The sequence below is a fragment of the Tabrizicola fusiformis genome (assembly GCF_013328815.1).
GTDB lineage: Bacteria > Pseudomonadota > Alphaproteobacteria > Rhodobacterales > Rhodobacteraceae > Fuscibacter.
Map to the genome: position 1 here is coordinate 39,212 of NZ_JABUHN010000009.1, position 24,360 is coordinate 63,571.

At 66.8% G+C, this 24,360-nt stretch carries 29 protein-coding genes; 11 read left to right on the forward strand and 18 right to left on the reverse strand.

What is annotated here, in order from left to right; translation table 11 throughout:
• The 9 genes from HS053_RS14840 to HS053_RS14880 all read right to left on the reverse strand — a co-directional run bounded on the left by HS053_RS14840 (window position 1) and on the right by HS053_RS14880 (window position 6,110).
• Complete coding sequence (locus tag HS053_RS14840; protein WP_174212051.1) at window positions 1-879, reverse strand: hypothetical protein; 879 nt, start codon at window positions 877-879, stop codon at window positions 1-3.
• A gap of 44 nt (window positions 880-923) precedes the next feature.
• On the reverse strand, window positions 924-1,436 hold the full coding sequence (gene rimM, locus HS053_RS14845; protein WP_174212052.1) for a ribosome maturation factor RimM: 513 nt from the start codon (window positions 1,434-1,436) through the stop codon (window positions 924-926).
• A 65-nt stretch (window positions 1,437-1,501) separates the two neighbouring features.
• Window positions 1,502-1,855, reverse strand: coding sequence for a 30S ribosomal protein S16 (gene rpsP, locus HS053_RS14850; RefSeq protein WP_174212053.1), 354 nt, complete (start codon window positions 1,853-1,855; stop codon window positions 1,502-1,504).
• Between the two features lie 59 nt (window positions 1,856-1,914).
• Complete coding sequence (locus HS053_RS14855; RefSeq protein WP_174212054.1) at window positions 1,915-2,214, reverse strand: chorismate mutase; 300 nt, start codon at window positions 2,212-2,214, stop codon at window positions 1,915-1,917.
• Window positions 2,215-2,272: 58 nt separating this feature from the next.
• Window positions 2,273-2,803: a GNAT family N-acetyltransferase gene (locus HS053_RS14860; protein ID WP_174212055.1), complete on the reverse strand. Its 531-nt coding sequence runs from the start codon at window positions 2,801-2,803 to the stop codon at window positions 2,273-2,275.
• Window positions 2,800-3,330, reverse strand: a complete 531-nt coding sequence (locus tag HS053_RS14865; protein WP_174212056.1) for a GNAT family N-acetyltransferase — start codon at window positions 3,328-3,330, stop codon at window positions 2,800-2,802. The genes HS053_RS14860 and HS053_RS14865 overlap by 4 nt, the downstream gene beginning before the upstream one ends.
• Window positions 3,327-3,866 (reverse strand): GNAT family N-acetyltransferase, encoded by a 540-nt coding sequence (locus HS053_RS14870; protein WP_174212057.1) that lies wholly within the window; start codon window positions 3,864-3,866, stop codon window positions 3,327-3,329. Before HS053_RS14870 ends, HS053_RS14865 begins: the two co-directional genes overlap by 4 nt.
• A complete protein-coding gene (ffh, locus tag HS053_RS14875) occupies window positions 3,863-5,359 on the reverse strand; it encodes a signal recognition particle protein (RefSeq protein WP_174212058.1) in 1,497 nt (498 codons plus the stop codon). The genes HS053_RS14870 and ffh overlap by 4 nt, the downstream gene beginning before the upstream one ends.
• 184 nt (window positions 5,360-5,543) lie before the next feature.
• Window positions 5,544-6,110 (reverse strand): Asp23/Gls24 family envelope stress response protein, encoded by a 567-nt coding sequence (locus HS053_RS14880; RefSeq protein WP_174212059.1) that lies wholly within the window; start codon window positions 6,108-6,110, stop codon window positions 5,544-5,546.
• Between the two features lie 113 nt (window positions 6,111-6,223).
• Here HS053_RS14880 and HS053_RS14885 point away from each other — a divergent pair, with 113 nt between their 5' ends.
• From HS053_RS14885 to HS053_RS14895, 3 genes are read left to right on the forward strand one after another with little or no spacing between them, the layout of a single operon-like run.
• Entirely contained in the window at window positions 6,224-7,105 is an 882-nt protein-coding gene (locus HS053_RS14885; protein WP_174212060.1) for a LysR family transcriptional regulator, read from the forward strand.
• The gene (locus tag HS053_RS14890; RefSeq protein WP_347233335.1) at window positions 7,102-8,034 is read left to right on the forward strand and encodes a DMT family transporter; all 933 of its coding nucleotides are present in this window, start codon (window positions 7,102-7,104) and stop codon (window positions 8,032-8,034) included. The genes HS053_RS14885 and HS053_RS14890 overlap by 4 nt, the downstream gene beginning before the upstream one ends.
• The gene (locus HS053_RS14895; protein WP_174212205.1) at window positions 8,003-9,085 is read left to right on the forward strand and encodes a DmpA family aminopeptidase; all 1,083 of its coding nucleotides are present in this window, start codon (window positions 8,003-8,005) and stop codon (window positions 9,083-9,085) included. Before HS053_RS14890 ends, HS053_RS14895 begins: the two co-directional genes overlap by 32 nt.
• Before the next feature lie 9 nt (window positions 9,086-9,094).
• Here HS053_RS14895 and HS053_RS14900 read toward each other — a convergent pair whose 3' ends face one another.
• Entirely contained in the window at window positions 9,095-9,823 is a 729-nt protein-coding gene (locus HS053_RS14900) for an alpha/beta fold hydrolase (RefSeq protein ID WP_174212062.1), read from the reverse strand.
• Between the two features lie 77 nt (window positions 9,824-9,900).
• Between HS053_RS14900 and HS053_RS14905 the strand changes: the two genes are divergently transcribed.
• The 3 genes from HS053_RS14905 to HS053_RS14915 all read left to right on the forward strand — a co-directional run bounded on the left by HS053_RS14905 (window position 9,901) and on the right by HS053_RS14915 (window position 11,427).
• Window positions 9,901-10,353 (forward strand): NUDIX domain-containing protein, encoded by a 453-nt coding sequence (locus tag HS053_RS14905; RefSeq protein WP_174212063.1) that lies wholly within the window; start codon window positions 9,901-9,903, stop codon window positions 10,351-10,353.
• A 68-nt stretch (window positions 10,354-10,421) separates the two neighbouring features.
• Window positions 10,422-10,928 carry a GreA/GreB family elongation factor gene (locus HS053_RS14910; RefSeq protein WP_174212064.1) on the forward strand — a complete coding sequence of 169 codons (507 nt, stop codon included), beginning with the start codon at window positions 10,422-10,424 and terminating at the stop codon, window positions 10,926-10,928.
• A 1-nt stretch (window position 10,929) separates the two neighbouring features.
• The gene (locus tag HS053_RS14915) at window positions 10,930-11,427 is read left to right on the forward strand and encodes a GNAT family N-acetyltransferase (protein WP_174212065.1); all 498 of its coding nucleotides are present in this window, start codon (window positions 10,930-10,932) and stop codon (window positions 11,425-11,427) included.
• Between the two features lie 27 nt (window positions 11,428-11,454).
• Here HS053_RS14915 and HS053_RS14920 read toward each other — a convergent pair whose 3' ends face one another.
• Together HS053_RS14920 and HS053_RS14925 are read right to left on the reverse strand one after the other, a co-directional pair.
• On the reverse strand, window positions 11,455-12,627 hold the full coding sequence (locus HS053_RS14920) for a glycosyltransferase (RefSeq protein WP_174212066.1): 1,173 nt from the start codon (window positions 12,625-12,627) through the stop codon (window positions 11,455-11,457).
• A 119-nt stretch (window positions 12,628-12,746) separates the two neighbouring features.
• Entirely contained in the window at window positions 12,747-13,376 is a 630-nt protein-coding gene (locus HS053_RS14925) for a TetR/AcrR family transcriptional regulator (protein ID WP_174212067.1), read from the reverse strand.
• 99 nt (window positions 13,377-13,475) lie between these two features.
• On the opposite strand from HS053_RS14925, the gene HS053_RS14930 reads away from it, so the two are divergent.
• On the forward strand, window positions 13,476-14,138 hold the full coding sequence (locus HS053_RS14930) for a DUF4386 family protein (RefSeq protein ID WP_174212068.1): 663 nt from the start codon (window positions 13,476-13,478) through the stop codon (window positions 14,136-14,138).
• A 60-nt stretch (window positions 14,139-14,198) separates the two neighbouring features.
• Here the strand turns inward: HS053_RS14930 and groL are convergent, their stop codons facing one another.
• Both groL and groES read right to left on the reverse strand, forming a co-directional pair.
• Entirely contained in the window at window positions 14,199-15,836 is a 1,638-nt protein-coding gene (groL, locus tag HS053_RS14935; protein ID WP_174212069.1) for a chaperonin GroEL, read from the reverse strand.
• Window positions 15,837-15,907: 71 nt separating this feature from the next.
• The gene (gene groES / locus HS053_RS14940) at window positions 15,908-16,195 is read right to left on the reverse strand and encodes a co-chaperone GroES (RefSeq protein ID WP_174212070.1); all 288 of its coding nucleotides are present in this window, start codon (window positions 16,193-16,195) and stop codon (window positions 15,908-15,910) included.
• 244 nt (window positions 16,196-16,439) lie between these two features.
• Here groES and HS053_RS14945 point away from each other — a divergent pair, with 244 nt between their 5' ends.
• The 3 genes from HS053_RS14945 to HS053_RS14955 are packed head-to-tail and all read left to right on the forward strand — an operon-like array spanning window position 16,440 to window position 19,090.
• Complete coding sequence (locus HS053_RS14945) at window positions 16,440-17,429, forward strand: TraB/GumN family protein (protein WP_174212071.1); 990 nt, start codon at window positions 16,440-16,442, stop codon at window positions 17,427-17,429.
• A 39-nt stretch (window positions 17,430-17,468) separates the two neighbouring features.
• Entirely contained in the window at window positions 17,469-18,230 is a 762-nt protein-coding gene (locus tag HS053_RS14950; protein ID WP_174212072.1) for an MBL fold metallo-hydrolase, read from the forward strand.
• Window positions 18,227-19,090 carry a DMT family transporter gene (locus HS053_RS14955; RefSeq protein WP_174212073.1) on the forward strand — a complete coding sequence of 288 codons (864 nt, stop codon included), beginning with the start codon at window positions 18,227-18,229 and terminating at the stop codon, window positions 19,088-19,090. Before HS053_RS14950 ends, HS053_RS14955 begins: the two co-directional genes overlap by 4 nt.
• 26 nt (window positions 19,091-19,116) lie before the next feature.
• On the opposite strand, the gene HS053_RS14960 is transcribed toward HS053_RS14955, so the two are convergent.
• Window positions 19,117-19,293, reverse strand: a complete 177-nt coding sequence (locus HS053_RS14960; protein WP_174212074.1) for a hypothetical protein — start codon at window positions 19,291-19,293, stop codon at window positions 19,117-19,119.
• Between the two features lie 359 nt (window positions 19,294-19,652).
• Between HS053_RS14960 and HS053_RS14965 the strand changes: the two genes are divergently transcribed.
• Window positions 19,653-20,573 (forward strand): manganese-dependent inorganic pyrophosphatase, encoded by a 921-nt coding sequence (locus tag HS053_RS14965; RefSeq protein WP_174212075.1) that lies wholly within the window; start codon window positions 19,653-19,655, stop codon window positions 20,571-20,573.
• A 39-nt stretch (window positions 20,574-20,612) separates the two neighbouring features.
• On the opposite strand, the gene HS053_RS14970 is transcribed toward HS053_RS14965, so the two are convergent.
• The 3 genes from HS053_RS14970 to HS053_RS14980 form a co-directional block, all read right to left on the reverse strand.
• Complete coding sequence (locus tag HS053_RS14970) at window positions 20,613-22,628, reverse strand: M3 family metallopeptidase (protein WP_458358899.1); 2,016 nt, start codon at window positions 22,626-22,628, stop codon at window positions 20,613-20,615.
• A gap of 63 nt (window positions 22,629-22,691) precedes the next feature.
• Entirely contained in the window at window positions 22,692-23,486 is a 795-nt protein-coding gene (locus tag HS053_RS14975) for an amino acid ABC transporter permease (RefSeq protein ID WP_174212076.1), read from the reverse strand.
• 54 nt (window positions 23,487-23,540) lie between these two features.
• Window positions 23,541-24,338, reverse strand: a complete 798-nt coding sequence (locus tag HS053_RS14980; protein ID WP_174212077.1) for a transporter substrate-binding domain-containing protein — start codon at window positions 24,336-24,338, stop codon at window positions 23,541-23,543.
• Window positions 24,339-24,360 lie beyond the last annotated feature (22 nt).

A 24,360-nucleotide genomic window follows, 5' to 3' on the forward strand; every position in this document is an offset into this window, starting at 1 on the left:
CTATTCCCGGGGGGCCAGATCCATGGTCAGCGCCAGAAGGTCGCGCAGCGGCATTTCGGCCGCGCTGTCCGCCACCCGGTCGATCCGCGCCATCAGGGTTTCAGGACTGGGGCAGGCATCCCAAAGCCCGGGGTCGTCCGACAGGCTGCGGACCAGTTCGGTTGCATAAAGCGTCAGCAAGGCGGGGTCGTCGGGCAACAGCATCAGGCAGCGGGTGGGATAATCGCCGCCGCCGAAATGCACCGCGCTGCCCTCGGTCGCGTGCAGGATCAGCGCCTGCCAGTCGGCCCGGCGCGGCGTTCCGGCGACGCGGGCGAAAAGCCGCTCTTGCAGGGCGCGGGGGTCCAGCTCTTCGATGGCGCGGTGCATCAGCCGGGCCACCGCTGCGGGGGCATCGTCGGGCAGCGCGTCAAGTTCGGCCAGAAAGCGGTCGATCATGCCGCCATCCGGCGGCGCCTCTCGCGGCAGCCCCTCGATCTGCGCCAGCGCCCCGGTCAGGAAGGCGTCCATTTCCGCTGCCTTGACCGGGTTCCAGACCAGCCGCGCCACGGGAATCGACAGCAGCGACAGACCCAGCGGCAGCGCCACCGGCAGGGGCGGCAGAAAGCCCATGACCCCGCCGATCCCCCGGCCGATGCCGAACATCAGCGCCACCAGCAGCACCTGCACCACCACCTGCCCCAGCGCCCGCACCGGCACCTCGGGGCGGGCCCAAGCCGACAGGTCACGCGGCCAGTCGCCGGGCCGCATCGTGATCAGCCACAGGGTGAAGATGGTGGCAAAGGCATAGACCATCGGCCAGCCAAACCCGGCCAGCCCCGCCAGAAGCGGGCCGAGATAAAGCAGCGCCGTCGCCGCCATCAACATCCTGATACGCATGGTTTGTCCCGCCTTTGCCGCGCAAGGTGACGGCGGATGCGGCTTTAGTCCAGCCCCTCGGGCAGGTCGGCGATGATCCGGCGCGCGGCCAGATCGACCGTCGGCACCGCCGCGCGGGTGAAGGGGATCATCAGCGCCACCTTGCGGCCATTGCCCGTCACCTCAAGGATATCGCCCGCGCCGTGGTTGTGGATCGCGTGCAGCAGGCCCAGCAGGGCGCCGCCGGTGTCGCGCACCTCAAGCCCGATCAGATCGGCGTGGTAGAATTCATCGGCGGGCAGCTTGGGCAGCCGCGTCCGGTCCACATAAAGCCCGGCACCGCGCAGGGCATCGGCCTCTTCCTTGGTCTTCACGCCCGACAGGCGCGCGCCAAGTCCGCCTGCAACAGGGCGGCTCAGGGTAATCTTGAAGCTGCGGCTGCCGTCTTCGGTAAAGACGGGGCCGTAATCGGCAATCGCCGTCGGCTCGGCGCAGAAGCTTTTCAGCCGCACCTCGCCGCCAACGCCAAAGGCGCCCGCGATGGAACCGATGCAGATGCGGTCGCTGTCAGCAGCCATGACGGCCCTCCGCTGTGGGGTGGAGGCGGCCCTGACCGTAAACGGGGGCCGCCTCTGACGGGATATTATTCCGAAGCCGGAGCGGCAGCGCGGGCGGCCTTCTTGGCGGCGCGCTCCGCCATCTGCTTGCCGGGGACGGCGGCCTTGGTGTTGGCACGGACCTTCTTGGCCAGAACGCCGGCCGATTCCAGGAAACGCGCAACGCGGTCGGTCGGCTGGGCGCCTTGGGCCAGCAGTTCCTTGACGCGGTCGAGGTTCATCACCACGCGCTTTTCGTCGTCCTTGGCCAGCATCGGGTCATAGACGCCCAGCTTTTCCAGGAAACGGCCATCGCGGGGCATCCGCGAGTCCGACAGGACGATCGAGTAGTGCGGGCGCTTCTTGGACCCACCGCGGGCGAGACGGATTTTCGTTGCCATTTTGGTTCTCCTTGGGATGGCAGATGTAGGATGGGCAATATTGCCCATCCTACGGGGTTTCATTTCTGTAGTTTCTCGTGATGCCTGATGACTTCGGAGATGATGAAGTTCAGGAATTTCTTGGCAAACTCGGGGTCAAGGTTCGCCTCCTCCGCCAGCCGCTCCAGCCGGGCGATCTGACGTTCCTCCCGCGACGGGTCCGAGGGCGGCAGCCCGTGTTCGGCCTTGAGCCGGCCCACGCCCTGCGTGTGCTTGAACCGCTCCGCCAGGGTGAAGACCAGAATGGCGTCCAGCCGGTCGATCGACTCGCGGTGTTCCTTGAGCAGCGCGGCGGCGCGGGTGGCGGCGTCAACGGTCATGCGGTCCTCACGGGTTGGGCGGCGGGGCGCCGGGTATCGGGGCGGATCGGGAACGGCATCAGGCAAAGGCCCTCCGCGGCGGGTGGCGCCAGACCTGCATCGGGCCGTGCTGCGCGTGGGTGTATTCGTCTTCCAGCGTGCAGCCCATCCGCCTGGCCAGCGCCGCCGAACGGTCATTGCCGACCGCAATCAGGCTAATCGCCGTGGTCCAGCCCAGCACCGAATAGGCCCAGTCGCGCGCCGCCGTCGCCGCTTCAAAGGCAAAGCCCTTGCCCTCGGCCTCGGGCGCCCAGACGGTCCAGCCGATTTCCGGCTCGGGCCAGCCTTCGGGGAACCACGGACCGCACATGCCAAGGGGGGCGTCCGTCTCGCGGTCGGCAAAGACGAACATCGAATAGCCGCGATGCACCCAATGGCCGGTCAGATGGCAGAAGGCCCGCCACGCCAGATTGCGGTCGATCGGCCCGCCGATATAGCGGGCGCGGTCGCTGCCGGCGCAGGCGGCCCAAGTCTCGAAATCGCCCGACTTGGGCGCGCGCAGCACAAGGCGCGGGGTTTCCAGCCGGGGAATGCCACGAAGCTCGATCATGCCAGCCCCCGCAGGTCATGGCGGATCACCACATCGGTCGGGTCGGCGCCGGGGGCATCGGTGATCACCCCGCCCAGCCGCTTGCCCAAAGCGATCGAGCGGACATTGCCCGGGTCGATGTAATTGTCGATGTGGTCCCAGCCGAAACTTGCCCGCGCCCATGCCATCACGGCCCGCGCGCCTTCGGCGGCGATGCCCTGCCCTTCGGCGGCATCGGTCACGAACCAGCCGAGTTCGGGTTCAGGATAGCCCTCGGGCTGATAGATGCCGACCTCGCCGACGTAAGTGCCGCCCATCTCCATCGAGAAGGGGCCGAACCCCATCAGCGGCCATTGCCCCACTTCCGAAGCAAAGATGCGCCATGCCTGTTCGGCGGCAAACGGCCCGCCCTCCCAGACCGCGCGGTCCGAGGCGTAGAAGGCCAGCCGATGCGCGAAATCGGCATAGACCGGCATCCGCAACGTCAGGCGTTCCGTGGTCAGAACGGGCGCCGAGGGGAAGGCAATGCTGTCGGGGCGGCGGATCATGCAGCGGCCCCGTCAAACAGGTAAATCGCGCCTTCGTCCATCCAGACGGGGCGCATATCGGGCGCCAGCCGCCCACCCAGACGCCGGGCGATGGCATGGGAGGCGGCGTTGTCCCGATGCACTTCGGCGCGCGCCGAAGTCAGGCCCAGCGGGCCAAAGACCCAAGCCTGCATCGCCGTGGCCGCCTCGGTGGCAAGGCCCCTGCCCTCGGCCGCAGCGGTCCAGAGCGACCATGTCAGTTCGGCCTGCGCGTCGTCTTCCCATTGCATCGGGCCGACGTGGCCAACGGGCAGCCCCGCCGCACGCTCTTCGATGATCAGACGGCCAAAGCCGCGCAGCACCCAATGGCCAAAGAACGAGGTGAATTGCTCTGCCGCCTCGCGTTCCTTCTTGGGCCCGCCGGTAAATACCGTGCGCTCCGACAGGCGGTAATCGCGGAATGCAGGCCAGTCGGCCGCAACAGGCGCACGCAGAACCAGCCGCTCTGTTTCCAGAACGGGCAGGCCGGTCAACTGCGGGCGCAGGGCGGTGGTCATTTCTTCTTCATCAACCCCGACAGGCCCGAAGGCAGGCTCATCCCGCGCGGCATTCCGGGGAAGCCGCCGCCCATGCCCATGCCCTGCTGCACGCCCTTGGCGGCTTCGGCCATTTCCTCGGGCGACATTTTGGAGATGTCGGGCATTCCGCCCTTGCCCATCATCTGCTTGATGGCCTGTTTCATCATGCCACCCTTGCCCATCTTCTTCATCATATCGGCCATCTGCTTGTGCTGTTTCAGCAGCTTGTTCAGATCGGCGACATCCAGCCCCGCCCCGGCGGCGATGCGCTTCTTGCGGCTGGCGGCCAGAAGATCGGGGTTGGCGCGTTCTTTCTTGGTCATCGACTGGATCAGCGCGATCTGACGCTTGAGCATCCTGTCGTTGAAGCCCGCCTCTTCGGCCTTCTTGGCCATGCCGCCCATGCCGGGCAGCATCCCCATCAGCCCCTGCATCCCGCCCATCTTGAGCATCTGTTCCAACTGCATCCGCAGGTCGTTCATGTTGAACAACCCCTTCTGGAAGCGTTTGGCCATCCGCTCGGCCTGCTCGGCCTCGAACGTCTCGCGCGCCTTTTCCACAAGGGCCACGATATCGCCCATGCCCAAGATGCGGCCCGCGACGCGCTCCGCCTCGAAGGTCTCGATGGCGTCCATCTTTTCGCCAAGGCCGACAAAGCGGATCGGCTTGCCGGTAACGGCGCGCATTGAGAGGGCGGCACCGCCGCGACCGTCGCCGTCCATCCGGGTCAGGACCACACCGGAAATGCCGACCTTGGCATTGAACTCGGTCGCCACGTTCACGGCGTCCTGCCCGGTCAGGCCATCGACCACCAGCAGCGTTTCGCGCGGGGCGGCGATGTCGCGCACCGCCTGAACCTCGTCCATCAGCACTTCGTCGATGTGCAGACGACCGGCGGTATCGAGGAACAGCACGTCATAGCCGCCCAGATTGGCTTGCGTCTTGGCTCGCTTGGCGATCTGCACCGCGCTTTCGCCCTTGACGATGGGCAGGCTGTCCACCCCGATCTGGCTGCCCAGAATCGCCAACTGCTCCATCGCCGCCGGACGGTTGGTATCGAGCGAGGCCAGAAGCACCCGCTTGCCGTTCTTTTCCTTCAGCCGCTTGGCCAGCTTGGCCGTGGTCGTGGTCTTGCCCGAGCCTTGCAGACCGACCATCAGGATCGTCGCAGGCGGGTTGTCGATCTTCAGCGCATCCGGCTCGCCCTCGCCCGCCAGAACGCGGACCAGCTCGTCATGTACGATCTTGACGACCTGCTGACCGGGGGTGACCGAACGGGTCACCGCCTGCCCGGTGGCCTTGCCCTTGACCGCCTTCACGAAATCACGCGCCACCGGCAGCGAAACATCGGCCTCCAGCAACGCGACCCGCACTTCGCGCAGCGCGGCATCGACATCGGCTTCGGACAGGGCGCCCTGTTTGGTCAGACGGTCGAAGACGCTGCCAAGGCGTTCTGAGAGGCTTTCAAACATCGCGGCGCTCCTGCTTGCGGTCTGGCCCCCATATGGGAACCGGCGGGGATTTCCCAAGGCCAATGCAAAACGGCACCTGTGGGCGCAACGCGCTGACAGGTGGCGATCCCGGCATGTGCCAAGGGACCGGAAGCGGCAAGCCTCCGGGGAATTCAGGCGCGGATACGCCGGTCTGCCGCGCGAGTCAAGCGCCGCCCTTGCTTTCGGGCAGGTTGATGGGGCGGCGTGGCGCCGGATCGCCCTCCATCCAGCCGTTGATGGCGGCGGCAACGATATCGGCGGCGGGGCCGCTGGAATACATCTCGATCAGCGGTTCGCTGCGGCCGGTTTGCCAGACCAGCACCGGGCGGAACACCCGCACATCGGGCCGACGCTTGGCCAACCGCCCGTTCACCCGGTCGCGCCGTGTCGGATCGTCCTTCATCAGCGTGGCCTGCACCGAGGCGCCGCGCAGCCCCTGCAAGGCATAGCTCTTGCGCGCGGCGCCGAAAATGCCACGCTGATCGACCGTCACCTGCCCCGTGCCCCGGTCCAGTGTGATCACCTGCCGCTTGACGAAAACGCCAAAGCAACCGACCAGCAGGATCAGCGCAATCCCCGCCAGCACCGCCGCCGCCAGCCACATCTGCGCCCGCAGATAGCCGAAAGCCATCAGCGAGGGCACCGCCATGACCGCGATCAACCCGAGGGCCAGACCCCATGGAAAGGCCCGCAATTGCAGCCGCGTGGCGGAATATTCGGTGATCTTCATGGGCGCCTCCCTTGGGGAATTCTGCGCCTGTCGGGCGGGTCTGGCAACAAAAGCCTCTTGCCGAAGCGGCCATATTGCGCCTTTTCTGTGCGCAGACGCACAAAGGGCTTGCCATGGAAAACTGGGACGAGATCCGAACCGCCTATCAGGTTGCCCGGCTGGGCACCGTTTCGGGCGCGGCCGAGGTGCTGGGCGTGCATCATGCCACCGTGATCCGCCATATCGATGCGCTGGAAAAGCGGCTGGGGTCCAAGCTGTTTCAGCGCCATGCGCGCGGCTACACCCCCACCGAATCCGGGCGTGACCTGTTGGCGGTGGCGCAGACCACCGAAGAGCAGTTCGGCCAGCTTGCCAGCCGCATCAAGGGTCAGGGCGAAGAGGTCGCGGGCGAAATGGTGGTGACCGCCATCACCGGCGTCGCCGATCTGTTGACCCCGGTTCTGGCCGCCTATCAGGCCGCGCATCCCAAGGTGGTGATCCGTTTCCTGACCGATATGCGGGTCTTCCGGCTGGACTACGGCGAGGCGCATGTGGCGATCCGCGCCGGCGACACCCCGCAGGAACCCGACAATGTGGTGCAGCCTCTGGGCCGGATGAAGAACGGGCTTTATGCCGCGCGCAGCTATATCGCGGCCAACGGGATGCCGGCCTCGGTCGAGGAACTGGTGCATCACCGCTTCATCGGGCCCGATCAGCCCGACAGCCGTGCCCCCTTCTACCGCTGGCTGCGGGAACGGGTTCCGGCGGACCGCATCACCCTGCGCATCACCGAACCTTCGGCCAATCTGGCCGCACTTGAGGCCGGGATGGGTCTGGGCTTTTGCAACAGCCACTATGCCTCGACCCACCCCGATCTGGTCGAGGTGATGGCGCCGATCCCGGAATGGGAGGCGCCGCTCTGGATCGTCACCCATGTCGATCTGCACCGCACGCTCAAGGTGCAAAGCTTTCTTGCCTGCCTCAAGACGGCGGCAACCGGCTGGGCCTGCGTGTGAGCCTTTCGCCCCCTGCCCGCGGCCATTTGGCGATGCTGGCATTTTCGGCATTGGTGGCGGGGTCGTTCAGCCTCGGCGCCATGGCGGCGCCGCTGGTCTCGCCGGCGGCGCTGACGGTGGCGCGCTTTGCGCTGGCGGGGGCGCTGGTGGGGGCGGCGGCGCTGACCACAACCGGGCTGCCGCGCGGCGCGGCGCGCGCGCCCTGGCGCTATCTGGTGCTGGGGGCGCTGCTGGCGGCCTATTTCGTGCTGATGTTCGAGGGGCTGCGCACCGCCGCCGCAGTGCCTGCGGCGGCGGTCTTTACCCTGACGCCGATCCTTGCCGCGGGCTTTGGCTGGCTTGTGCTGCGCCAGATCACCACGCGGCGCATGGCGCTTGCGCTGACCCTTGGCGCGGCGGGCGCGCTGTGGGTGATCTTTCGCGGCGACTGGCGGGCGGCGGTCGGGCTGCATGTCGGCCGGGGCGAGGTGATCTATTTCTGGGGCTGCGTCGCCCATGCGCTTTACGCCCCCATGGTGCGCCGCCTGAATCGCGGAGAGCCTGCGGTGGTCTTTACCTTTGGCATGATGCTGGCGGGTTTTGCGCTGCTCTGCCTCTGGGGCTGGCGGGCGGTGCTGGAAACCGACTGGGCCGCGCTGCCGCCCATCGTCTGGATCTGCCTTGTCTATGTCTCGGTCGCGGCCTCGGCGATGACCTTTGTCCTGTTGCAATATGCGGTGCTGCGGCTGCCTGCGGCCAAGGTGATGGCCTATACCTATCTGGTGCCCTCATGGGTGATCCTGTGGGAGATTGCGCTGAACCATGGCGCGCCGCCGCCGGTGGTGCTGATCGGGGTGGCGCTGACGGTGCTGGCGCTGGCCCTGCTGCTGAAATCCGAACCTGAAACCCGTGGTGATCATGTCCTCCGACCCCAAGCCCCGCGCCCGTGACCTTGGCCTGCCCTTTCCCGGCACGCCCGGGCCGCTGAATGCCATCACCGATGTCGCAGGCGTGCAGGTGGGCTTTGCCACGCTGACCGACCCGGCGCGCAAGATGCGCACCGGCGTCACCGCCGTCCGCCCCCGCCCGGATGCCGGACAGCCCCTGCCGGTTCGCGCCGGGGTTGCCGTGCTGAACGGCAATGGCGAGATGACGGGAACGCATTGGATCGAGGATGCGGGCTATTTCATCGGCCCGGTCTGCATCACCAACACCCATGGCATCGGCGCGGTGCATCACGGCGCCACCCGCTGGATGATCGACCATTACGCCGATTTCTTCCGGCACAAACATGGCTGGGCCATGCCGGTCGTGGCCGAAACCTATGACGGCATCCTGAACGATATCAACGCCCTGCATGTTCGCCCCGAAGACGCCATTGCCGCCATTCAAAGCGCAAAGGGCGGTCCCGTCGCCGAAGGCTCGACCGGCGGCGGCAATGGCATGATCGCCTATGAGTTCAAGGGCGGCACCGGCACCGCCTCGCGCCGGGTCGGGATCGGCGGGGCGGACTACATGCTGGGCGTTCTGGTGCAGGCCAATCACGGGCGGCGCGACTGGCTGCGGATTCTGGGCCAGCCGGTGGGACAGTTGCAGCCCAAAGGCGCGTTTCAGGTCAAGGAAACGGGTTCTGTCATCGTGGTGATCGCCACCGATGCACCGTTGAGCCGGGTCTCGCTGCGGCATCTGGCGCGGCGGGCGGGCATGGGCATTGCCCGGGGCGGCACCCCGGGGGGCAACAGTTCGGGCGACATCTTCATCGCCTTTTCCACCGCCGACATCGGCCCCCTGCCGCAGGAAAGCCCTGCCCTGCTGACGCGGGTGGAGCTGAACAACGAATGGATCGACCCCCTGTATCTTGCCGCGGCCGAGGCGGTGGAAGAGGCGGTGGTCAATGCCATGGTGGCAGGCGAGCCGGTGGCCAAGGTCAAGCCCGAGGGCGAAATTCTGCCCGCCATCGACACCGAGGCGCTGCGCACCCTCTTCGCCGGTCAGGGCTGACAGCCCTGGTCAGCCGCGCCACAACATCGCAAGCGCCGCCCGCGTGGTCATTTCCGGCTGAAAGCGCCCCTGTTCCAGAAAGCTGGCCACCTGGGCGATCACCAACGGGTTGATCATCAGGAACGTATGCGTCACCGGCAGCACCAGATGGGCGCGCATCCCGGCAAGCCGGGTCGAGGCGACCGAGACCTTGCCGTCATCCTCGCCCGGGATCAGTTCGGAATAGGCGGGGTTGAGCGAGAGATTGCCCGCAATCACCCCCAATTCATAGCCTTCCGCCCCCGGCAGCCCGCGCGGCACCGAACCCGGCCCGGTGCCCAGTTCCGCCCCCGCCGGGCCGTTGATCCAGTCAAACAGCGCCAGATCACCCAAGGCATCCACCAGTTCCGAACCCTGATTGGGCGGCGCCAGCATGACGACCCGGCCCACCGGCGCGTCAGGATGGGTGGCAAGCCAGTGCCGCAGCACAATCCCGCCCATCGAATGGGTGACGAAATGCACCCGCGCGCCCGGTGCGCATTGCGCGACCTGCCCATCCAACACCCGCGCCAGTTCGGCAATCGGCGCCGAGGTGGAGCCATAACCCTCGTTCACCACCTGAAAGCCGCGCGCCTGCAGCACCTGCGCCATCGGCTCCAGCGACATCGGTTGCCGCGCCAGCCCATGCAGCAGGATCACGCAATCGCCCGCCGAAACCGGCAGCGCCATGACTGCCCACAGAAGAAATGCCCTGAACATGGGTCCGCAAATGGCCAGACCCGCCCCCGGATGCAAGGAGGGATGGACAAAACCGCCGCTGCGTCACAGGTTTGGCCATGGCCAGACGCGCTCTCCGGGTGGCGACCCGGGCCTTGATCCTGCAAGACGACCGGCTTTTGCTGGTCAACGCCTATCCGGGCGGGCGCTCCAACTTGTGGTGCGCGCCGGGCGGCGGCGCCGAAAGCGGTGCCTCGCTGCCGGTCAATCTTGCGCGGGAAGTGCATGAGGAAACCGGCCTGACGGTGGCGGTTGGCGCACCGGCGCTGATCAACGAATTTCACGATCCGCGCAGCGGCTTTCATCAGGTGGACATCTTCTTTCGCTGCACGCTGGTCGCAGGGCAGCTTTCGCCCAACTGGCGCGATCCCGAAGGCGTGGTGACCGAGCGACGCTTTTTCAGCCGGGCCGAGCTTGAGGCGCGGCTGGTGCGCTTCAAACCCGACAGCCTGCCCGCCGCCGCCTGGGGCACGGGCTGTCTTTACGATCCGTTGGAGGTGATCGTGCGTTAGGCAGGCCCCTTGCCCCGCCGCAGCATTGCCGCCACTCTGCACCAAGGGGCAGATGCAAGGGGATCAGGATGAGCCGCGCCTTCGTCAAGGAGGGAACCGCAGAGCTTGAGCCGCTGCCGGACCTGCCGCTTTCGTCGCATCCCAATGTCGTCACGCTGCGTGGTCTGGCCAGCCTGCGCGCAAGGCTGGCGGCAACGCAGGCCGAACTGACCCGCCTGCGCGCCCGGGCCGAACGGCTGGACCGCCTGCCCGAAGCCGCTGCCGAGCGCGATATCCGCTATCTCGAGGCGCGGCTGCGCTCGGCGATCCCGGTGGACCCTTTGGCACAACCGCTCTGCGAAGTGGCCTTCGGGCTACGGGTGACGGTGGCAGACGGGGACGGTCAGGAAACCACCTATGAAATCGTCGGCGAGGACGAGGCGGATGCCGCCCTTGGCCGCATCGCCCCGCAATCGCCGCTGGCACGGGCGCTGATGGGTGCCGGTCCGGGGGATGAGGTGGTCTGGCGCCGCCCGGCGGGCGACCTGCGGCTTGAGGTGCTTGCAATCGCCTATCCGGCAGAGGCAGGCGGCTGACATGGTGATCCGCCCGCTTGATCCCTTGGCCGATGCCGCGCTGCTGACCGGGTTCTTCGCGGCGGCGGCCGATTATATCGCGCTGGAACGCGACAGCGCGCCGGGGCCGGAGTTGCTGGACGAATTCTTCAACGACGCGCCACCGGGCTGCGATCCCGCCGCTTCGGCCCGGCTGGGCATGTTCGGCGACGACGGTCTTCAGGCGATTGCCGAAATGGGTTTCGGCTATCCGCAGCCACGGGACGCCTATCTGGGCCTGATGCTGCTGCACCCCGCAGCGCGGGGCAACGGAAACGGCGCCCGCTTCCTGCGCCATCTTGAAGAGCTGGCCCGTGGGCGCGGCATGGAGCGGTTGCTGCTGGCGGTGCTGGAGATCAACCCACGCGGCCGCGCCTTCTGGGAGCGGGAGGGATTCCGGCTGGAGGTCGCCAACCGCGAGGTGGAACTGGGCGGGGTGAAGCGGATCGCGCACCGTCTGGCCAAACCGCTTGTCCCATAGGGCGGACGAGGCGCCCCTCCCCCACGGTCATGTGATCAGGCCCGCCAGATGCGCCATGCGGCGGGCAAATTCGGTTTCGAAATCATGGGCGGCGGCAAAGGCGCGGGCGCGGGTGGCGGCGGCGATCAGGTTTGCGCGGTCCTTGGCCAGATCCGCCACGGCTTCGGCCAGCGCCTCGGGCCGGGCCATCGGCCGCACCCAGCCGGCGCCGGAAACCTGCGCCAGACGCCGCCACATCGCATTGTCATAGCCCAGAACCGGCACACCGCAGCCCATGCTTTCAAGATAGCTGCAAGACGGGTCCGCCTGCCGGTGACAGGACAGGAACAGATCGGCATGGGCGGTAACCCAAGGCACCAGCCCGCTTTCGAAGGGCAGCGGTTCATGCAGGCGGACGCGGTCGGACAGGCCCGCCTCGGCGATGCCCCGGGCAATGGCGGGGGCAAGACTGCCGGCACCGAAAATGTCGAGCGTGAAATCCACCCCGCGCGCCTGCAGGGCGCGGACCACCGGCACCAGATCCTGCGCGCCTTTCAGCGGCTCCAACCGGCCGGAATGCACCAGCCGCAGCGGCCCGCCCCCCGTCAGATGCGCCGCCCGCGCCGCCATAGCCGCCGGGGGCGCCAGCATGGCGGTTTTCATCCGGCCATCGAGGTAGAGCAGGCAGTCGCGGTTCAGCCCGGCATAGGCGGCCTCGGCCGGATAGCCGTTGACCTGCAATGCATCGGCGGCGCGGAAGGCGGCCCTGCGGCGGCGCTCCTGCATCAGATGCCAAAGCGCCGAACGCAGGCGGCGCGGCGCAGACAGCCCCGGATCAAGCCGTAGGATGGCGAGGCGGGTTTGCAGCGTATATTCAACCACATAGCACAGCCGCACGCCCGCCGCCCGGGCCAGAGGCGCCAGCCCCAGCGTCTGGTGCATATCCGCCGAAGCGGCGATGACCGCCGCCCCCGCCAACTCCGCCGCCGTAATCGCGGCGCCGGCTGGCAAGAGGCGCAGGCCAAAGCCCAAATCCCCGGGCGCGTGATCGCTGCCGAACGGGATCGCCCCCCCTTGCCAGAGCAGGCATTCCACCGGCCCGTCCCAGAGCGCGGCGTGCAGCCGCATCCCTTCGACGAATTTATCGTCGAGCCGCAGGCGCCCATCGGGCAATTGCGCCGCCGGGGCGGGGGCGATCATCAAGAGGCGCGGGCGGGTCATGCGCATGTCCTTCGGGCGGCAGATCGGGCTGACGGGGCGGGACCGGAGGGTTTCGCACCCTCCGGACCTCCCGCGGGATATTCGGGCCAAGATGAAAGCAGGGCGGCGCGGCGCATGGGTCAGCCCCCCCCGCGATAGGCGGCGGCGATCAGGGCCATGAGGTTCTGTTCCAGCCGGGCCCAGTCGCTGTCGGTTTGCAGCGGCAGGCCGACCAATGCACCGCTGGCGGCGGCAGAGAGGATGGCCGCCTCGATGGCGCCAGCCAGCAGGGCGTGCAGCGCGGGAATATCGGTTCCCGCCGGGGGCGGCAGGGCCGGGCGGGTGCGCACGACCCAATCCTGCAAGACCTGGCCCCGCGCCGCGACAAAGGGGGCAAGGCGACCGGGCGGGCTGGCGAATTCGGCAGCGCGGATGCGGCCCAGCAGCGGATCGGCCCGGCAGGCGGCGAGGAGGCCCCGGGCGAGGCTTTGCGAGAAGCTGGGCCAGTCGGGCGCCGGACTGTTGCGCGCCTCGGCAAGGCGGCTGGCCAGCCGGGTGGCCACGGCTTCGCCAAGGGCGGCCATCACCCCGTCGAGCCCGTCGAAATAGCGGTAGATCAATTGCTTGTCGCAGCCCGCCTCTTTGGCCAGCGCGTTGACGCCCAGCGCCGTCGCGCCGTCGCGGGCAAGGATCGTGGCCGCAGCGGCGATCACCCGGGCGGCGGTGGCGTCACGGTCGCGCCGGTGGTCGGTTCGGTCGGTTGCGGGCATGGGTCTCAGCTTTGTCACCGGATGGTGATAACAGGCTTGACGAATGTCACCAATAAGTGACATGCGCAAGTCACCGTATAGTGACAAAGGAATCACCCCATGACCCCGCTTCAGATCCGCCTGCTTGGCCTTGCCACCATCGGCGAGGCGCTGCTGTTCAATCTTGCTTTCGCCCGGCTGGCGGCGCGCTTTGATTATCCCGATATCCTGCGGCGCCCGGCGGAAGAGGTGCTGGCGCGTTTTGCCGAAGGCGGAGCGGCCTTGATTCTGGACTGGTATGGGCTGGCGGCTTCGGCGCTGATCATGGTGCCGATTGCGCTGGGGCTGGCGCTGCGGGGCGCGGCGCTGCACCCGCGGCAAGTGGCGGCGGCGATTCTGGGCAGCCTGGCCGGGCTGGCACAGGCGATCGGCCTGTTGCGCTGGGTCTTTGCGGTTCCGGCGCTGGCGGCGCTGCCGCAGGCGGATGCGGCCACCTTTGCCGTGCTGAACCAATGGGGCGGCGTGGCGATTGGCGAGCATATCGGCGCGCTGGCGACGGCCGGTTTCCTGATTGCGATGGCGCCGCTTGCGGGTGGGCGGATTGCGACGGCACTGGCCCGGCTCTCGGCGGCGCTGATGATCTTTGGCGCGGGCGAGGGGCTGATGCTGGCCACCGGGCATGACGGCAGCCTCTTTGGCCTTGCCGCGATGGTGGGGTTTCTCGGCTTTTCGGGCTGGCTGGTGCTGGTGGGGGTCAGCCTGCTGCGCCGCCCGCAGGGCTGATCCATGCAAAAGGGGCCCGCAAGGGGCCCCTTTCGTCTTTCCGGTAAGGAAAAAGCCGGATCAGAAGTCCATCCCGCCGCCCATGCCGCCGCCCGGCATCGCCGGAGCGGCCTTGTCGGCCGGCTTGTCGGCGATCATGGCTTCGGTGGTGATCAGGAGCGAGGCGACCGAGGCCGCATCTTCCAGAGCGGTGCGCACCACTTTGGCCGGGTCGATCACGCCGAAAGCGAACATGTCGCCATATTCTTCAGTCTGCGCGTTGAAGCCAAAGGACTTATCCGAGGATTCGCGGACCTTGCCAGCAACCACAGCCCCGTCAACGCCCGCGTTCTGGGCGATCTGGCGCAGCGGCGCTTCCAGAGCGCGGCGCACGATGGCGATACCGGCATTCTGGTCGGAGTTGACGCCGGTCAGACCGTCAAGCGACTTGCCGGCCTGGATCAGGGCCACGCCGCCGCCGACGACGATGCCTTCCTGAACCGCAGCGCGGGTGGCGTTCAGCGCGTCGTCAACGCGGTCCTTGCGCTCTTTCACTTCGACTTCGGTCATGCCGCCGACGCGGATGACGGCAACGCCGCCTGCCAACTTGGCCACACGCTCTTGCAGCTTTTCGCGGTCGTAGTCCGAGGTGGTTTCCTCGATCTGCGCGCGGATCTGGCCGACGCGGGCTTCGATCTCGGCCTTGTCACCAGCGCCATCGACGATGGTGGTGTTGTCCTTGTTGATCGAAATCTTCTTGGCACGGCCCAGCATGTCGATGGTCACCGATTCCAGCTTCATGCCCAGATCGTCGCTGATCACCTGACCGCCGGTCAGGATGGCGATGTCTTGCAGCATGGCCTTGCGGCGGTCGCCGAAGCCCGGAGCCTTGACGGCAGCAATCTTCAGACCGCCGCGCAGCTTGTTGACGACCAGCGTGGCCAGAGCCTCGCCTTCCACGTCTTCGGCCACGATGACCAGCGGGCGCTGCGACTGGATCACGGCTTCCAGCAGCGGAACCATCGGCTGCAGCGACGAGAGCTTCTTCTCATGCAGCAGGATGAAGGCGTCTTCCAGCTCGGCAATCATCTTGTCGGCATTGGTGACGAAGTAGGGCGACAGATAGCCGCGGTCGAACTGCATGCCTTCAACCACGTCGGTGGTGGTTTCCAGGCCCTTGTTCTCTTCGACGGTGATCACACCCTCGTTGCCGACCTTCTGCATCGCATCGGCGATCTGACGGCCGATTTCGGCCTCGCCATTGGCCGAGATGGTGCCGACTTGTGCAACTTCGGCGGTGTCCTTGACCGGACGGGCGGCGGCCTTGATGGCCGCGACAACCTTGGTGGTGGCCAGGTCGATGCCGCGCTTCAGATCCATCGGGTTCATGCCGGCGGCAACCGCCTTCATGCCTTCCTTGACGATGGCTTGCGCCAGAACGGTGGCGGTGGTGGTGCCGTCACCCGCTTCGTCATTGGTGCGGGAAGCGACTTCCTTCACCATCTGGGCGCCCATGTTCTCGAACTTGTCGGCCAGTTCGATTTCCTTGGCAACCGACACACCGTCCTTGGTGATGCGCGGCGCGCCGAAGGACTTTTCGATCACCACGTTGCGGCCTTTCGGGCCCAGGGTCACCTTCACGGCATCGGCAAGGATGTTCACGCCGCGCAGCATGCGGTCGCGGGCATCGGTATCAAAACGAACGTCTTTCGCACCCATAGTGCAGACTCCTCAGAATTGGGTTTCGCGTAGGATGGGCAATCTGCCCATCCCGGTTCGGGAAGGCGTCCTCAGGCGATGATGCCGAGAATGTCGCTTTCCTTCATGATCAGCAGTTCCTGACCGTCGAGGGTAACCTCGGTGCCCGACCATTTGCCGAACAGGATGCGGTCGCCGGTCTTGACCGACGGTGCGATCAGCTCGCCCGAATCCTTGCGCGCGCCTTCACCGACGGCCACGATCTCGCCTTCAGCGGGCTTTTCCTTGGCGGTTTCCGGGATGATCAGCCCGCCCTTGGTTTTTTCTTCGGACTGGACACGCTTGACCAGCACGCGGTCATGCAGCGGTTTGAAAGCCATCTGGTAACACTCCCTAAGGTTTCCAGGTTTGATTGCGATTAGCACTCAGCCAAGGCGAGTGCTAACGAAGCTGTAGCTAGGCAAGGACCGGGCGCGAGTCAACACCCGGCTGCCGAAAATCCTTGGGTTTGCGCCGCTGCGGCAGGCTCTTTTCCGCGCAGACCGGGGGCGATCGGCCGCCCTGCCCCCTTGGCCCGGGCGGCGGCGCGTGCAAGGCTGCATCCTCATACAGGATGACCTGACCATGCGCCGCCTTCTTGCCCTTGCCGCCCTTTGCCTTGCCCCGCTGCCTGGCCTTGCCGATTGTGTGGGCAACGACCTTATCGCCGCCCTACCTGTCACCCAGCAGGCCGCGCTGCGTGCCCGCGCTGATGCGGCGCCCTTTGCCCGGGGCAATCTCTGGCAGGCCAGCCGGGACGGGCAACAGGTGATTCTGGTCGGCACCTATCATCTTGACGACCCGCGCCACGCCGAAACCCTGACGCAGCTTGCCCCGGCGCTGGACAAGGCCACGCTCCTTCTGGTCGAGGCCGGCCCCGAGGAAGAGGCAGCCCTCAAGCACCGGCTGGCCAAAGAACCCGGGCTGATGGTGCAGACCTCTGGCCCGACCCTGCCCGAAACCCTGCCACCCGAGCAATGGCAGGCCCTGTCAGAGGCGCTTCAAGCGCGCGGCATTCCTGCCTTCATGGGGGCCAAGCTGAAACCTTGGTATCTGACGCTGCTGCTCTCGGTTCCGGTCTGCGCGCTTGAGGCGGCCACGCAGGGCAGCCGTGGTCTGGACGGTATGCTGATCGAGGCCGCCGCCGACCGCGGCCTGCCGGTGCGGGCACTGGAACCCTATGACACCGTGCTGCGGCTGTTTGACGACATGTCCGCCGGCGATCAGATCGAAATGGTCACCTCCACCCTCGCCATGGAGGCGCGATCCGAAGATATGGGCGCCACCCTTGCCACCGCCTATTTCGCCGGAGAAAGCCGTCTGGTCTGGGAGTTCATGCAGGTGCAAAGCCTGCAACTGCCCGGCCAGACGCCCGAAACCGTTGCCGAAGAGTTTGCGCAGATGGACAGGGCGATGATTTCCGGCCGCAACCGGGCATGGGTGCCGATCATCGAAGAGGCGGCAGCGCGCGGGCCGGTGCTTGTCGCATTCGGCGCGCTGCATCTCTCGGGTGAGGCGGGGGTGCTGAACCTCTTGGCAGAGCGCGGCTTTGCCATCACCCCGCTTGCGCCATAAACCGCCGACCAAACCCTAACCAGAACCACGGGGACAAGCGTGCAGCACATCGCCGACCATCGCCTGAGCGCGCTTTTCGTGCTGGATTTCGGGCTGTTCGATGTCGGCCCGGGCAAGCGCCAGATCGGGATTCCCGGCTTTCTCGCCCGCACCGACGGCGGGGTGAACCTGCTGATCGACACCGGCTTTGACCCGCTTTACGCGACGGATCCCAAAGCGGCGGCGGCGCGCGACGGGCTGGCGGGGTTCGGGCGGTTGATCGGCCATTCGGCGGCGCGGATCCTGCCGGGGCAACTGGCGCTGCTGGGACTGACACCTGCCGATATCCATGGCTGCATCCTGACCCATGGCCATATCGACCATGCCGGGGGCCTGCCGCTCCTCTCCTGCCCGCTCTGGCTGGGGGCCGCCGAAGCTGCCCTGCCCGCGCCGATCTGGTGGAACGGGCGCAGCCCGTGGGCATGGCCCGCCGCGCTGCGCATGCAGCCCGTCACCGCGCAGACGCAGCTTTGCCATGGCCTGACGCTGATCCCGACACCGGGCCACACGCCCGGCCATCTGTCGGTTCTGGTGGAATTGCCGGATCAGCCGCCGCTGATCCTGACCGCCGATGCCATCAACCGCGCCAGCGAACCGGACGAAGGCTTTCCCGATGCCGATGACCCGGTTGAGGCTGCCCGCTCTGCCGCGCGCCTGTTTGCGCTGCGCGATGCGATGGGCGCCCGGCTGATCTATGGCCATGATCCGGCGCAATGGCCCGGCCTGCCCAAGGCACCGCATCCCATGGGTTTGCACGCATGACACAGCCGGCAACCGCCCGCCTTGCCGGGCTGATGGTCTTCGGCTCGGCCCTTGGGTGGAGCACATCTGGCCTGTTCAGCCGCGCGATCCAGACCGATACCGCCACGATGATCCTGTTTCGCGGGCTTTCCGGGGCGGCTGGGCTGTTCATCCTGCTGCTGGCGCTGCGCGGTGTCGCGGGCCTGCGCGACTTTGCCCGGCTGGGCTGGGCCGGGGTCAGCTATGCGCTGGCCTCGGGGCTGGGGATGCTGTTCTTCATCGGGGCGCTGCAAAACACCTCGGTCGCGCATGTCTCGATCATCTATGCCACCGTGCCCTTTGCCGCGGCTGCCGTCGGCTGGCTTTTCCTGTCCGAAGTGCCGTCGCGGGCGGCGATGATCGCCTCGGCCCTCGCCCTTCTGGGGGCGGTGGCGATGGTGGGGCTGGGCAGCGACGGCCACTGGACGGGCGACCTGATGGCGCTGGGAATGATGCTGACAGCGGCCGCGATGATGGGGATTGCCCGCGCCAATCCGGGGATGCCCACACTGGCGGCCGGCACGCTTTCGGCGGTCTGGGCGCCACTGGTCTGCCTGCCCTTCGCGCGGATGGAGGGGCTGGATGGCCCCATGCTGGGGCTGCTGGCGGCCTTTGGACTGGTAAACACCACGATGGCGCTGGCGCTGTTCATTCTGGGCTCGCGCCACCTGCCGGCGGTGCGCACCGCCCTATTGTCGGCGCTGGAAACGCCGATGACGCCGCTCTGGGTCTGGCTGGTCTTTGCCGAAACGCCGGACGCGGCCACGCTGGCGGGGGGCGCGGTCGTGCTGGGGGCGGTGCTGTGGTATATCCGGCAGGAAGGCCGCGCCGGAACCGGGTGACCGGCAGGCCAGTAGGGCAGCCGGGTTCAACGCCCGCGGCCCTTGCCGGGCACCTCAAGCTGCCGCGCCACGGGGGCTGCGTGCTTGCCCGGGGCCTTGCCCTTGACGGCAAGATGCGGCGGCTTGCCCGGTTTGACGGGAAAGGGTTCCGCCATGGCGGAAAGGCCCACCGGAACGGCGGGGAAACGGATCGTCTTCGGCATGATCTGCCTCGCTGTCTGAAAATTGCAAAACCGCCACGCCAAGCGCGGCGCCGGACACCCCAAAGGGTCAGGCTGTCTTGTCCATTGTCAGGGCACTCCTCTGCCGGATCGCCGTCAGGGCCGCAGCATCCTGCCACAGCCGGGGTTCCTTGCCCGCAGGCTCAGAGCGTGAGGTCCATGATATCCGCCCTCCATCCAGAGGCGCGCAGGTTACCGCCGCACCCGCCCCCCGTCAACCGATGCCGCAATGCAGCAATCCCGCGCCGCATGGCCGCAGGCGGCGGTGCCCACGTGACAAACCCGGGGTCGCTGCTGTAAGTCCGGGGCCAGCACCGCACCCCCTTGCGAAGGAATATCCGATGACCACCCTCGTCCTTGGCCACAAATCGCCCGACACCGACTCGACCGGCTCGCCGCTGATCTGGGCCTGGTATCTGTCCGAAATCCGCAACACCCCGGCCAAGGCGGTGCTGCTGGGTCAGCCCAACACCGAAGCCGCCTTTGTGCTGCGTCACTGGGGCTTTGAACAACCCGAGATCATTGCCGACGTCACCGCCGAAGACAGCGTGGTGATCGTCGATACCAACAACCCCGCCGAACTGCCCCCCTCGATCAACGAGGCCAAGGTGCAGGCGATCATCGACCACCACATGCTGGTCGGCGGGCTCAAGACCAAGACCCCGATCAATGTGATCATCCGCCCGCTGGCCTGCACCGCCACCGTGATGCACGACATCATCGGCGCCGATCTGGCAAAGGCGCCGCGCGCCATCAAGGGCGTGATGTTGTCCTGCATCCTGTCCGATACGCTGGCCTTCCGCAGCCCGACCACCACCCCGCATGACAAAGCGGTGGCCGAGGCACTGGCCGTCGATCTGGGCCTCGACATCGCGGCCTTCGCCGCCGAGATGTTTGCCGCGAAATCCGATGTGTCGGCCTTTTCGGATGCCGAACTCCTGCGGATGGATTCCAAGGAATACAACGTCGCGGGCAAGGAACTGCGGGTCTCGGTTCTGGAAACCACCGCGCCCGCGGTGGTGCTGGACCGCAAGGCCAGCCTGATGGCCGCCATGCCGGGCGTTGCTGCCGAGGATGGCGCCGATCAGGTGCTTCTGTTCGTGGTGGATATTCTGCGCGAAGAGGCCACGCTGCTGGTGCCGAACGATCTGGTCCGCCAACTGGCCGAAGCGAGCTTTGGTGTGAAAGTCAGCGGCGATCAGGTGGTGCTGCCCGGCGTGATGAGCCGCAAGAAGCAGATCATCCCGGCGCTGAAACTGTAATCGCAGGCGCCCGGCGGCAAACCGCCGGGCGCAGGCCGCTCAGGCTGTTTCCAGCAGGCCGCGCCCTTTCAGCAAGGGCTCGACCCCGGGCATCCGGCCACGGAATTTGGTGTAAAGCACATCCGCCTCTTCCGAGCCGCCCGCCGACAGGATGAACGTTTCCAGCCGCGCCGCCGTGGCCGGATCGAACGGGTCGCCCGCCTCTTCAAAGGCGGCAAAGGCATCGGCGTCCATCACCTCGGACCACATGTAGCTGTAATAGCCCGAAGAATAGCCGTCACCCGAGAAGACATGCGCGAAATGCGGCGTGGCGTGGCGCATCCTGATGGCGCGCGGCATCCCGATCGCCTCCAGCACCTCGGCCTGTTTCTGCATCGGATCGGCGGGTGGCGTGCCTTCATGGAAGGCAAGATCGACCAGCGCCGAAGAAATGAACTCGACCGTGGCGAAGCCCTGATCATAGGTGCCCGCCGCCAGCAACCGTTGCAGCATTTCGGCGGGCATCGCGTCGCCCGTCTGCCAGTGCCGCGCGTGCTGTTCCAGCACCTGCGGCACCTCAAGCCAGTGTTCGTAAAGCTGGCTGGGCAGTTCGACGAAATCGCGGGCAACCGAGGTGCCCGAGATGAAGCCATAGGTCACATCTGACAGCATCTGATGCAAGGCATGGCCGAATTCGTGGAACAGCGTCCGCGCATCGTCATAGGACAGAAGGCAAGGCTCGCCCTTGGCGAAGTTGCAGACATTCACCACGATGGGCCGCACCTCGCCGCCCAGTTTCTTCTGGCTGCGCATCGCGGAACACCATGCGCCCGAGCGTTTCGAGCCGCGCGCGAAGTAATCGCCCAGAAACACCGCAACATGGGCGCCCTTGCGGGTCACCTCCCAGCCGCGCACATCAGGGTGATAGAAGGGGCCGGGCAATTCGCGGAACTCCAGCCCGAAGAGGCGGTTGGCACAATCGAACTGCGCCGCCAGCATGGCATCAAGGCTGAGGAAGGGTTTCAGCGCCGCCTCATCCAGATCATGTTCCGCCTTGCGGCGCTTTTCGCTGTAGTAACGCCAGTCCCAAGGCTCCAGCGGCCCGGCGATACCATCGGCGTGCAGCATCGCCTCCAGCACGGCGGCATCCGCAAGCGCCTTGGCCCGGGCCGGTTCCCAGACCCGCATCAGCAGGTCGCGCACCGCCTGCGGCGTCTTGGCCATCTCGGGTTCCAGCTTGTAATCGGCAAAGCTGGCATAGCCCAGAAGGGCCGCCCGCTCGTGCCGCAGGGCGAGGATTTCGGCGGCGATGGCGCGGTTGTCATGGGCATTGCCATTGGCGCCGCGCGCCACCCAGGCCGCATAGGCCCGCTCGCGCAGCGCCCGGCGCGGCGAGAATTGCAGGAACGGCACGATGAGCGAGCGGTTCAGCGTGACAACCGGCCCGCCCGCGTCTTTCTCCACGCCCGCAGCCCGGGCCGAAGCCACCACGAAATCGGGCAGCCCCTCAAAATCGGGCTCTGACAGGACCATGAACCAGCCGCGCTCTTCGGCCAGAAGGTTCTGGCTGAACTCTGTCCCCAGCACCGCAAGCCGCGCCTTCACCGCCGTCAGCCGTTCCGCCTGATCACCCTGCAACAGCGCGCCCGAGCGGACGAACATCTGCCGGTAAAGCGTCAGCACCCGCAATTCCTCGGCGCCAAGACCCAGCGTGTCGCGCCCCTGCCACAGCGCCTCGATCCGGGCGAAGAGGGCGGCATTGTTCGTCACCTCAGACGCGAAGGCCGACATTTTCGGCGCCAGCTCGCGCTGCAACGCCTCGCGCGCGTCATTCGAATCCGCCCCGGCAAGATTGTAGAACACCCCCGACACCCGGTCGAGCAGCGCCTCGGCCCCTTCCAGCGCGGCAATGGTATTGGCGAAATCCGGCGCCTCGGGGTTCCCGGCAATCGCCGCGATATTGGCCCGGGCCTGTTCCAGCGCCGCATCGAAGGCGGGGGCGAAATCGGCATCGGTGATCGCGGCAAAGGGCGGCAGGGCGAAGTCGCCGGTCCAGTCGGTCAGCAGGGCATTCATCGGCAGGTCTCCTTTGGCAGGCAGGCTAGCCCCTGCCCCAGCCAAGTGCCAGCCCTTCCGCAGTCAGCGCTCGCGCTGCCGCAACCGTGCCTCGATCCGCCGCAGGATCAGCGACAGCCCGATGGTCATGGTCAGATAGAGCAGCGCCGCGACGTTATAGGTTTCGAAATAACGGAAATTTCCCGCCGCCGTCACCTTGGCCAGTTGCGTGATGTCGCTGACCCCCAGCACCGAGACCAGCGAGGAATCCTTGACCATGGCCACGAAATCATTGCCCAAGGGCGGCAGGATCATGCGGAACGCCTGCGGAAAGACGATATGGCGGAACCGCTGCCAACCCGTCAGGCCAAGCGCCTGCCCCGCCTCGACCTGCCCCTTGTCCACCGCCTGCAATCCGGCGCGGAAAATCTCGGCCAGAAAGGCGGAATAGGCCAGCATCAGCGCGATCACCGCCCGCGCGATCAGGGGGAAATCCCGGGTCTTCCACAGGGGCAGGCCCAAAGGCTCGGCCACCTGATTGACCAGCCAGACCAGCCCCGGCGCCAGCACGAAGGCGACATAGAGCAGCAGAACGATGATCGGGATGCCGCGCATCACCTCGATGTAAAGCCGCGCGGTCTGGCGCAGCCAGAGGTGGCGCGACAGGCCCATGACGGCAAGACCAAGCCCAAGGGCACAGGCCCCCAGATAAGCCACCACCGCAACGATCACCGTCACCAGAATGCCCTTGGCCAGCGTCCGCAGCGCGGCACCATAGACATCGCTGGTGGCCACTTCCCAGAACAAAACGGCGCCGGTGACCGCAAGGATCACCAGCCACCAGGGAAAATCGCTGTCGGGTTTGGGATTCGGGGTCATCCGCGAGGGGGCGGCGGGCGCGAGGCTTGCCTCGCGCCCGCCGCCGGGCTCAGGTCATTGGCCCATCTTGTAGTCGAGGAACCATTTCTTGTTCAGCGCGTCGATTGTGCCATCGGCCTTCAGGCTGGCAATCGCGGCATTGAAGGGCGCCACGAGGTCGGAGCCTTTGGGAAAGATGAAACCGAAATCCTCGGTCCCCAGCTTTTCGCCGACGATCTTCAGCCCGCCGCCCGAAGCCTCGACATAGCCGGCGCCCGCCGTGCCATCGGTCAGCACAAGGTCCACATCGCCCGCTTTCAGCGCCTCGACCGTGGCGCCGAAGGTTTCAAACAGCTTGATGCGCGGGTTCGCCTCATTGCCGTCCAGCACCTCATAGACGCCGACATAGAAGGGCGTGGTGCCGGGCTGCGCGGCCATCAGCAGTTCGGGATTGGCGGCAAAGCCGGCCTTGTCGGCAAAGCGGGTCTCATCCCCGCGCACCAGCATGACCATTTCCGAGGTCATGTAGCTGTCCGAGAAATCGACCTTTTCCTTGCGGTCGTCGCGGATGGTGATGCCGGTCATGCCAAGGTCATACTGCCCTTCCGAAACGGCGGGGATCATCGCGTCCCAACTGATATTCTCATATTTCACAGTGATGTTCAGCCGCTTGGCGATTTCCGCCACGGCATCATATTCCCAGCCCACCGCCGCGCCCGAAGCATCGAGGAATTGCAGCGGCGGATAGGCATTCTCGGTCACGATCACCACTTCGCGGCCCGCCAGATCGGGCAGGGTTTCGGCAAAGGCGGCGGGGGCAAAGGCAAGCGTCAGGCCCAGAACTTGGCCCAGAAGGGCGGCAGCGATTTTCATGTGAGACTCCCTGTCACGAAGT

Bases quoted from the DNA above. Each gene is read 5' to 3' on its own strand.
- HS053_RS14900 (WP_174212062.1), bottom strand. From the start codon at position 9,823: ATGTTCAGGGCATTTCTTCTGTGGGCAGTCATGGCGCTGCCGGTTTCG.
- HS053_RS14865 (WP_174212056.1), bottom strand. From the start codon at position 3,330: ATGATCCGCCGCCCCGACAGCATTGCCTTCCCCTCGGCGCCCGTTCTG.
- groL (WP_174212069.1), bottom strand. From the start codon at position 15,836: ATGGGTGCGAAAGACGTTCGTTTTGATACCGATGCCCGCGACCGCATG.
- HS053_RS14840 (WP_174212051.1), bottom strand. From the start codon at position 879: ATGCGTATCAGGATGTTGATGGCGGCGACGGCGCTGCTTTATCTCGGC.
- HS053_RS14970 (WP_458358899.1), bottom strand. From the start codon at position 22,628: ATGAATGCCCTGCTGACCGACTGGACCGGCGACTTCGCCCTGCCGCCC.
- ffh (WP_174212058.1), bottom strand. From the start codon at position 5,359: ATGTTTGAAAGCCTCTCAGAACGCCTTGGCAGCGTCTTCGACCGTCTG.
- HS053_RS14960 (WP_174212074.1), bottom strand. From the start codon at position 19,293: ATGCCGAAGACGATCCGTTTCCCCGCCGTTCCGGTGGGCCTTTCCGCC.
- HS053_RS14955 (WP_174212073.1), top strand. From the start codon at position 18,227: ATGACACAGCCGGCAACCGCCCGCCTTGCCGGGCTGATGGTCTTCGGC.
- HS053_RS14885 (WP_174212060.1), top strand. From the start codon at position 6,224: ATGGAAAACTGGGACGAGATCCGAACCGCCTATCAGGTTGCCCGGCTG.
- groES (WP_174212070.1), bottom strand. From the start codon at position 16,195: ATGGCTTTCAAACCGCTGCATGACCGCGTGCTGGTCAAGCGTGTCCAG.
- HS053_RS14920 (WP_174212066.1), bottom strand. From the start codon at position 12,627: ATGACCCGCCCGCGCCTCTTGATGATCGCCCCCGCCCCGGCGGCGCAA.
- HS053_RS14895 (WP_174212205.1), top strand. From the start codon at position 8,003: ATGTCCTCCGACCCCAAGCCCCGCGCCCGTGACCTTGGCCTGCCCTTT.
- HS053_RS14980 (WP_174212077.1), bottom strand. From the start codon at position 24,338: ATGAAAATCGCTGCCGCCCTTCTGGGCCAAGTTCTGGGCCTGACGCTT.
- HS053_RS14860 (WP_174212055.1), bottom strand. From the start codon at position 2,803: ATGATCGAGCTTCGTGGCATTCCCCGGCTGGAAACCCCGCGCCTTGTG.
- HS053_RS14880 (WP_174212059.1), bottom strand. From the start codon at position 6,110: ATGAAGATCACCGAATATTCCGCCACGCGGCTGCAATTGCGGGCCTTT.
- HS053_RS14915 (WP_174212065.1), top strand. From the start codon at position 10,930: ATGGTGATCCGCCCGCTTGATCCCTTGGCCGATGCCGCGCTGCTGACC.
- rpsP (WP_174212053.1), bottom strand. From the start codon at position 1,855: ATGGCAACGAAAATCCGTCTCGCCCGCGGTGGGTCCAAGAAGCGCCCG.
- HS053_RS14925 (WP_174212067.1), bottom strand. From the start codon at position 13,376: ATGCCCGCAACCGACCGAACCGACCACCGGCGCGACCGTGACGCCACC.
- rimM (WP_174212052.1), bottom strand. From the start codon at position 1,436: ATGGCTGCTGACAGCGACCGCATCTGCATCGGTTCCATCGCGGGCGCC.
- HS053_RS14975 (WP_174212076.1), bottom strand. From the start codon at position 23,486: ATGACCCCGAATCCCAAACCCGACAGCGATTTTCCCTGGTGGCTGGTG.
- HS053_RS14910 (WP_174212064.1), top strand. From the start codon at position 10,422: ATGAGCCGCGCCTTCGTCAAGGAGGGAACCGCAGAGCTTGAGCCGCTG.
- HS053_RS14930 (WP_174212068.1), top strand. From the start codon at position 13,476: ATGACCCCGCTTCAGATCCGCCTGCTTGGCCTTGCCACCATCGGCGAG.
- HS053_RS14855 (WP_174212054.1), bottom strand. From the start codon at position 2,214: ATGACCGTTGACGCCGCCACCCGCGCCGCCGCGCTGCTCAAGGAACAC.
- HS053_RS14870 (WP_174212057.1), bottom strand. From the start codon at position 3,866: ATGACCACCGCCCTGCGCCCGCAGTTGACCGGCCTGCCCGTTCTGGAA.
- HS053_RS14905 (WP_174212063.1), top strand. From the start codon at position 9,901: ATGGCCAGACGCGCTCTCCGGGTGGCGACCCGGGCCTTGATCCTGCAA.
- HS053_RS14965 (WP_174212075.1), top strand. From the start codon at position 19,653: ATGACCACCCTCGTCCTTGGCCACAAATCGCCCGACACCGACTCGACC.
- HS053_RS14945 (WP_174212071.1), top strand. From the start codon at position 16,440: ATGCGCCGCCTTCTTGCCCTTGCCGCCCTTTGCCTTGCCCCGCTGCCT.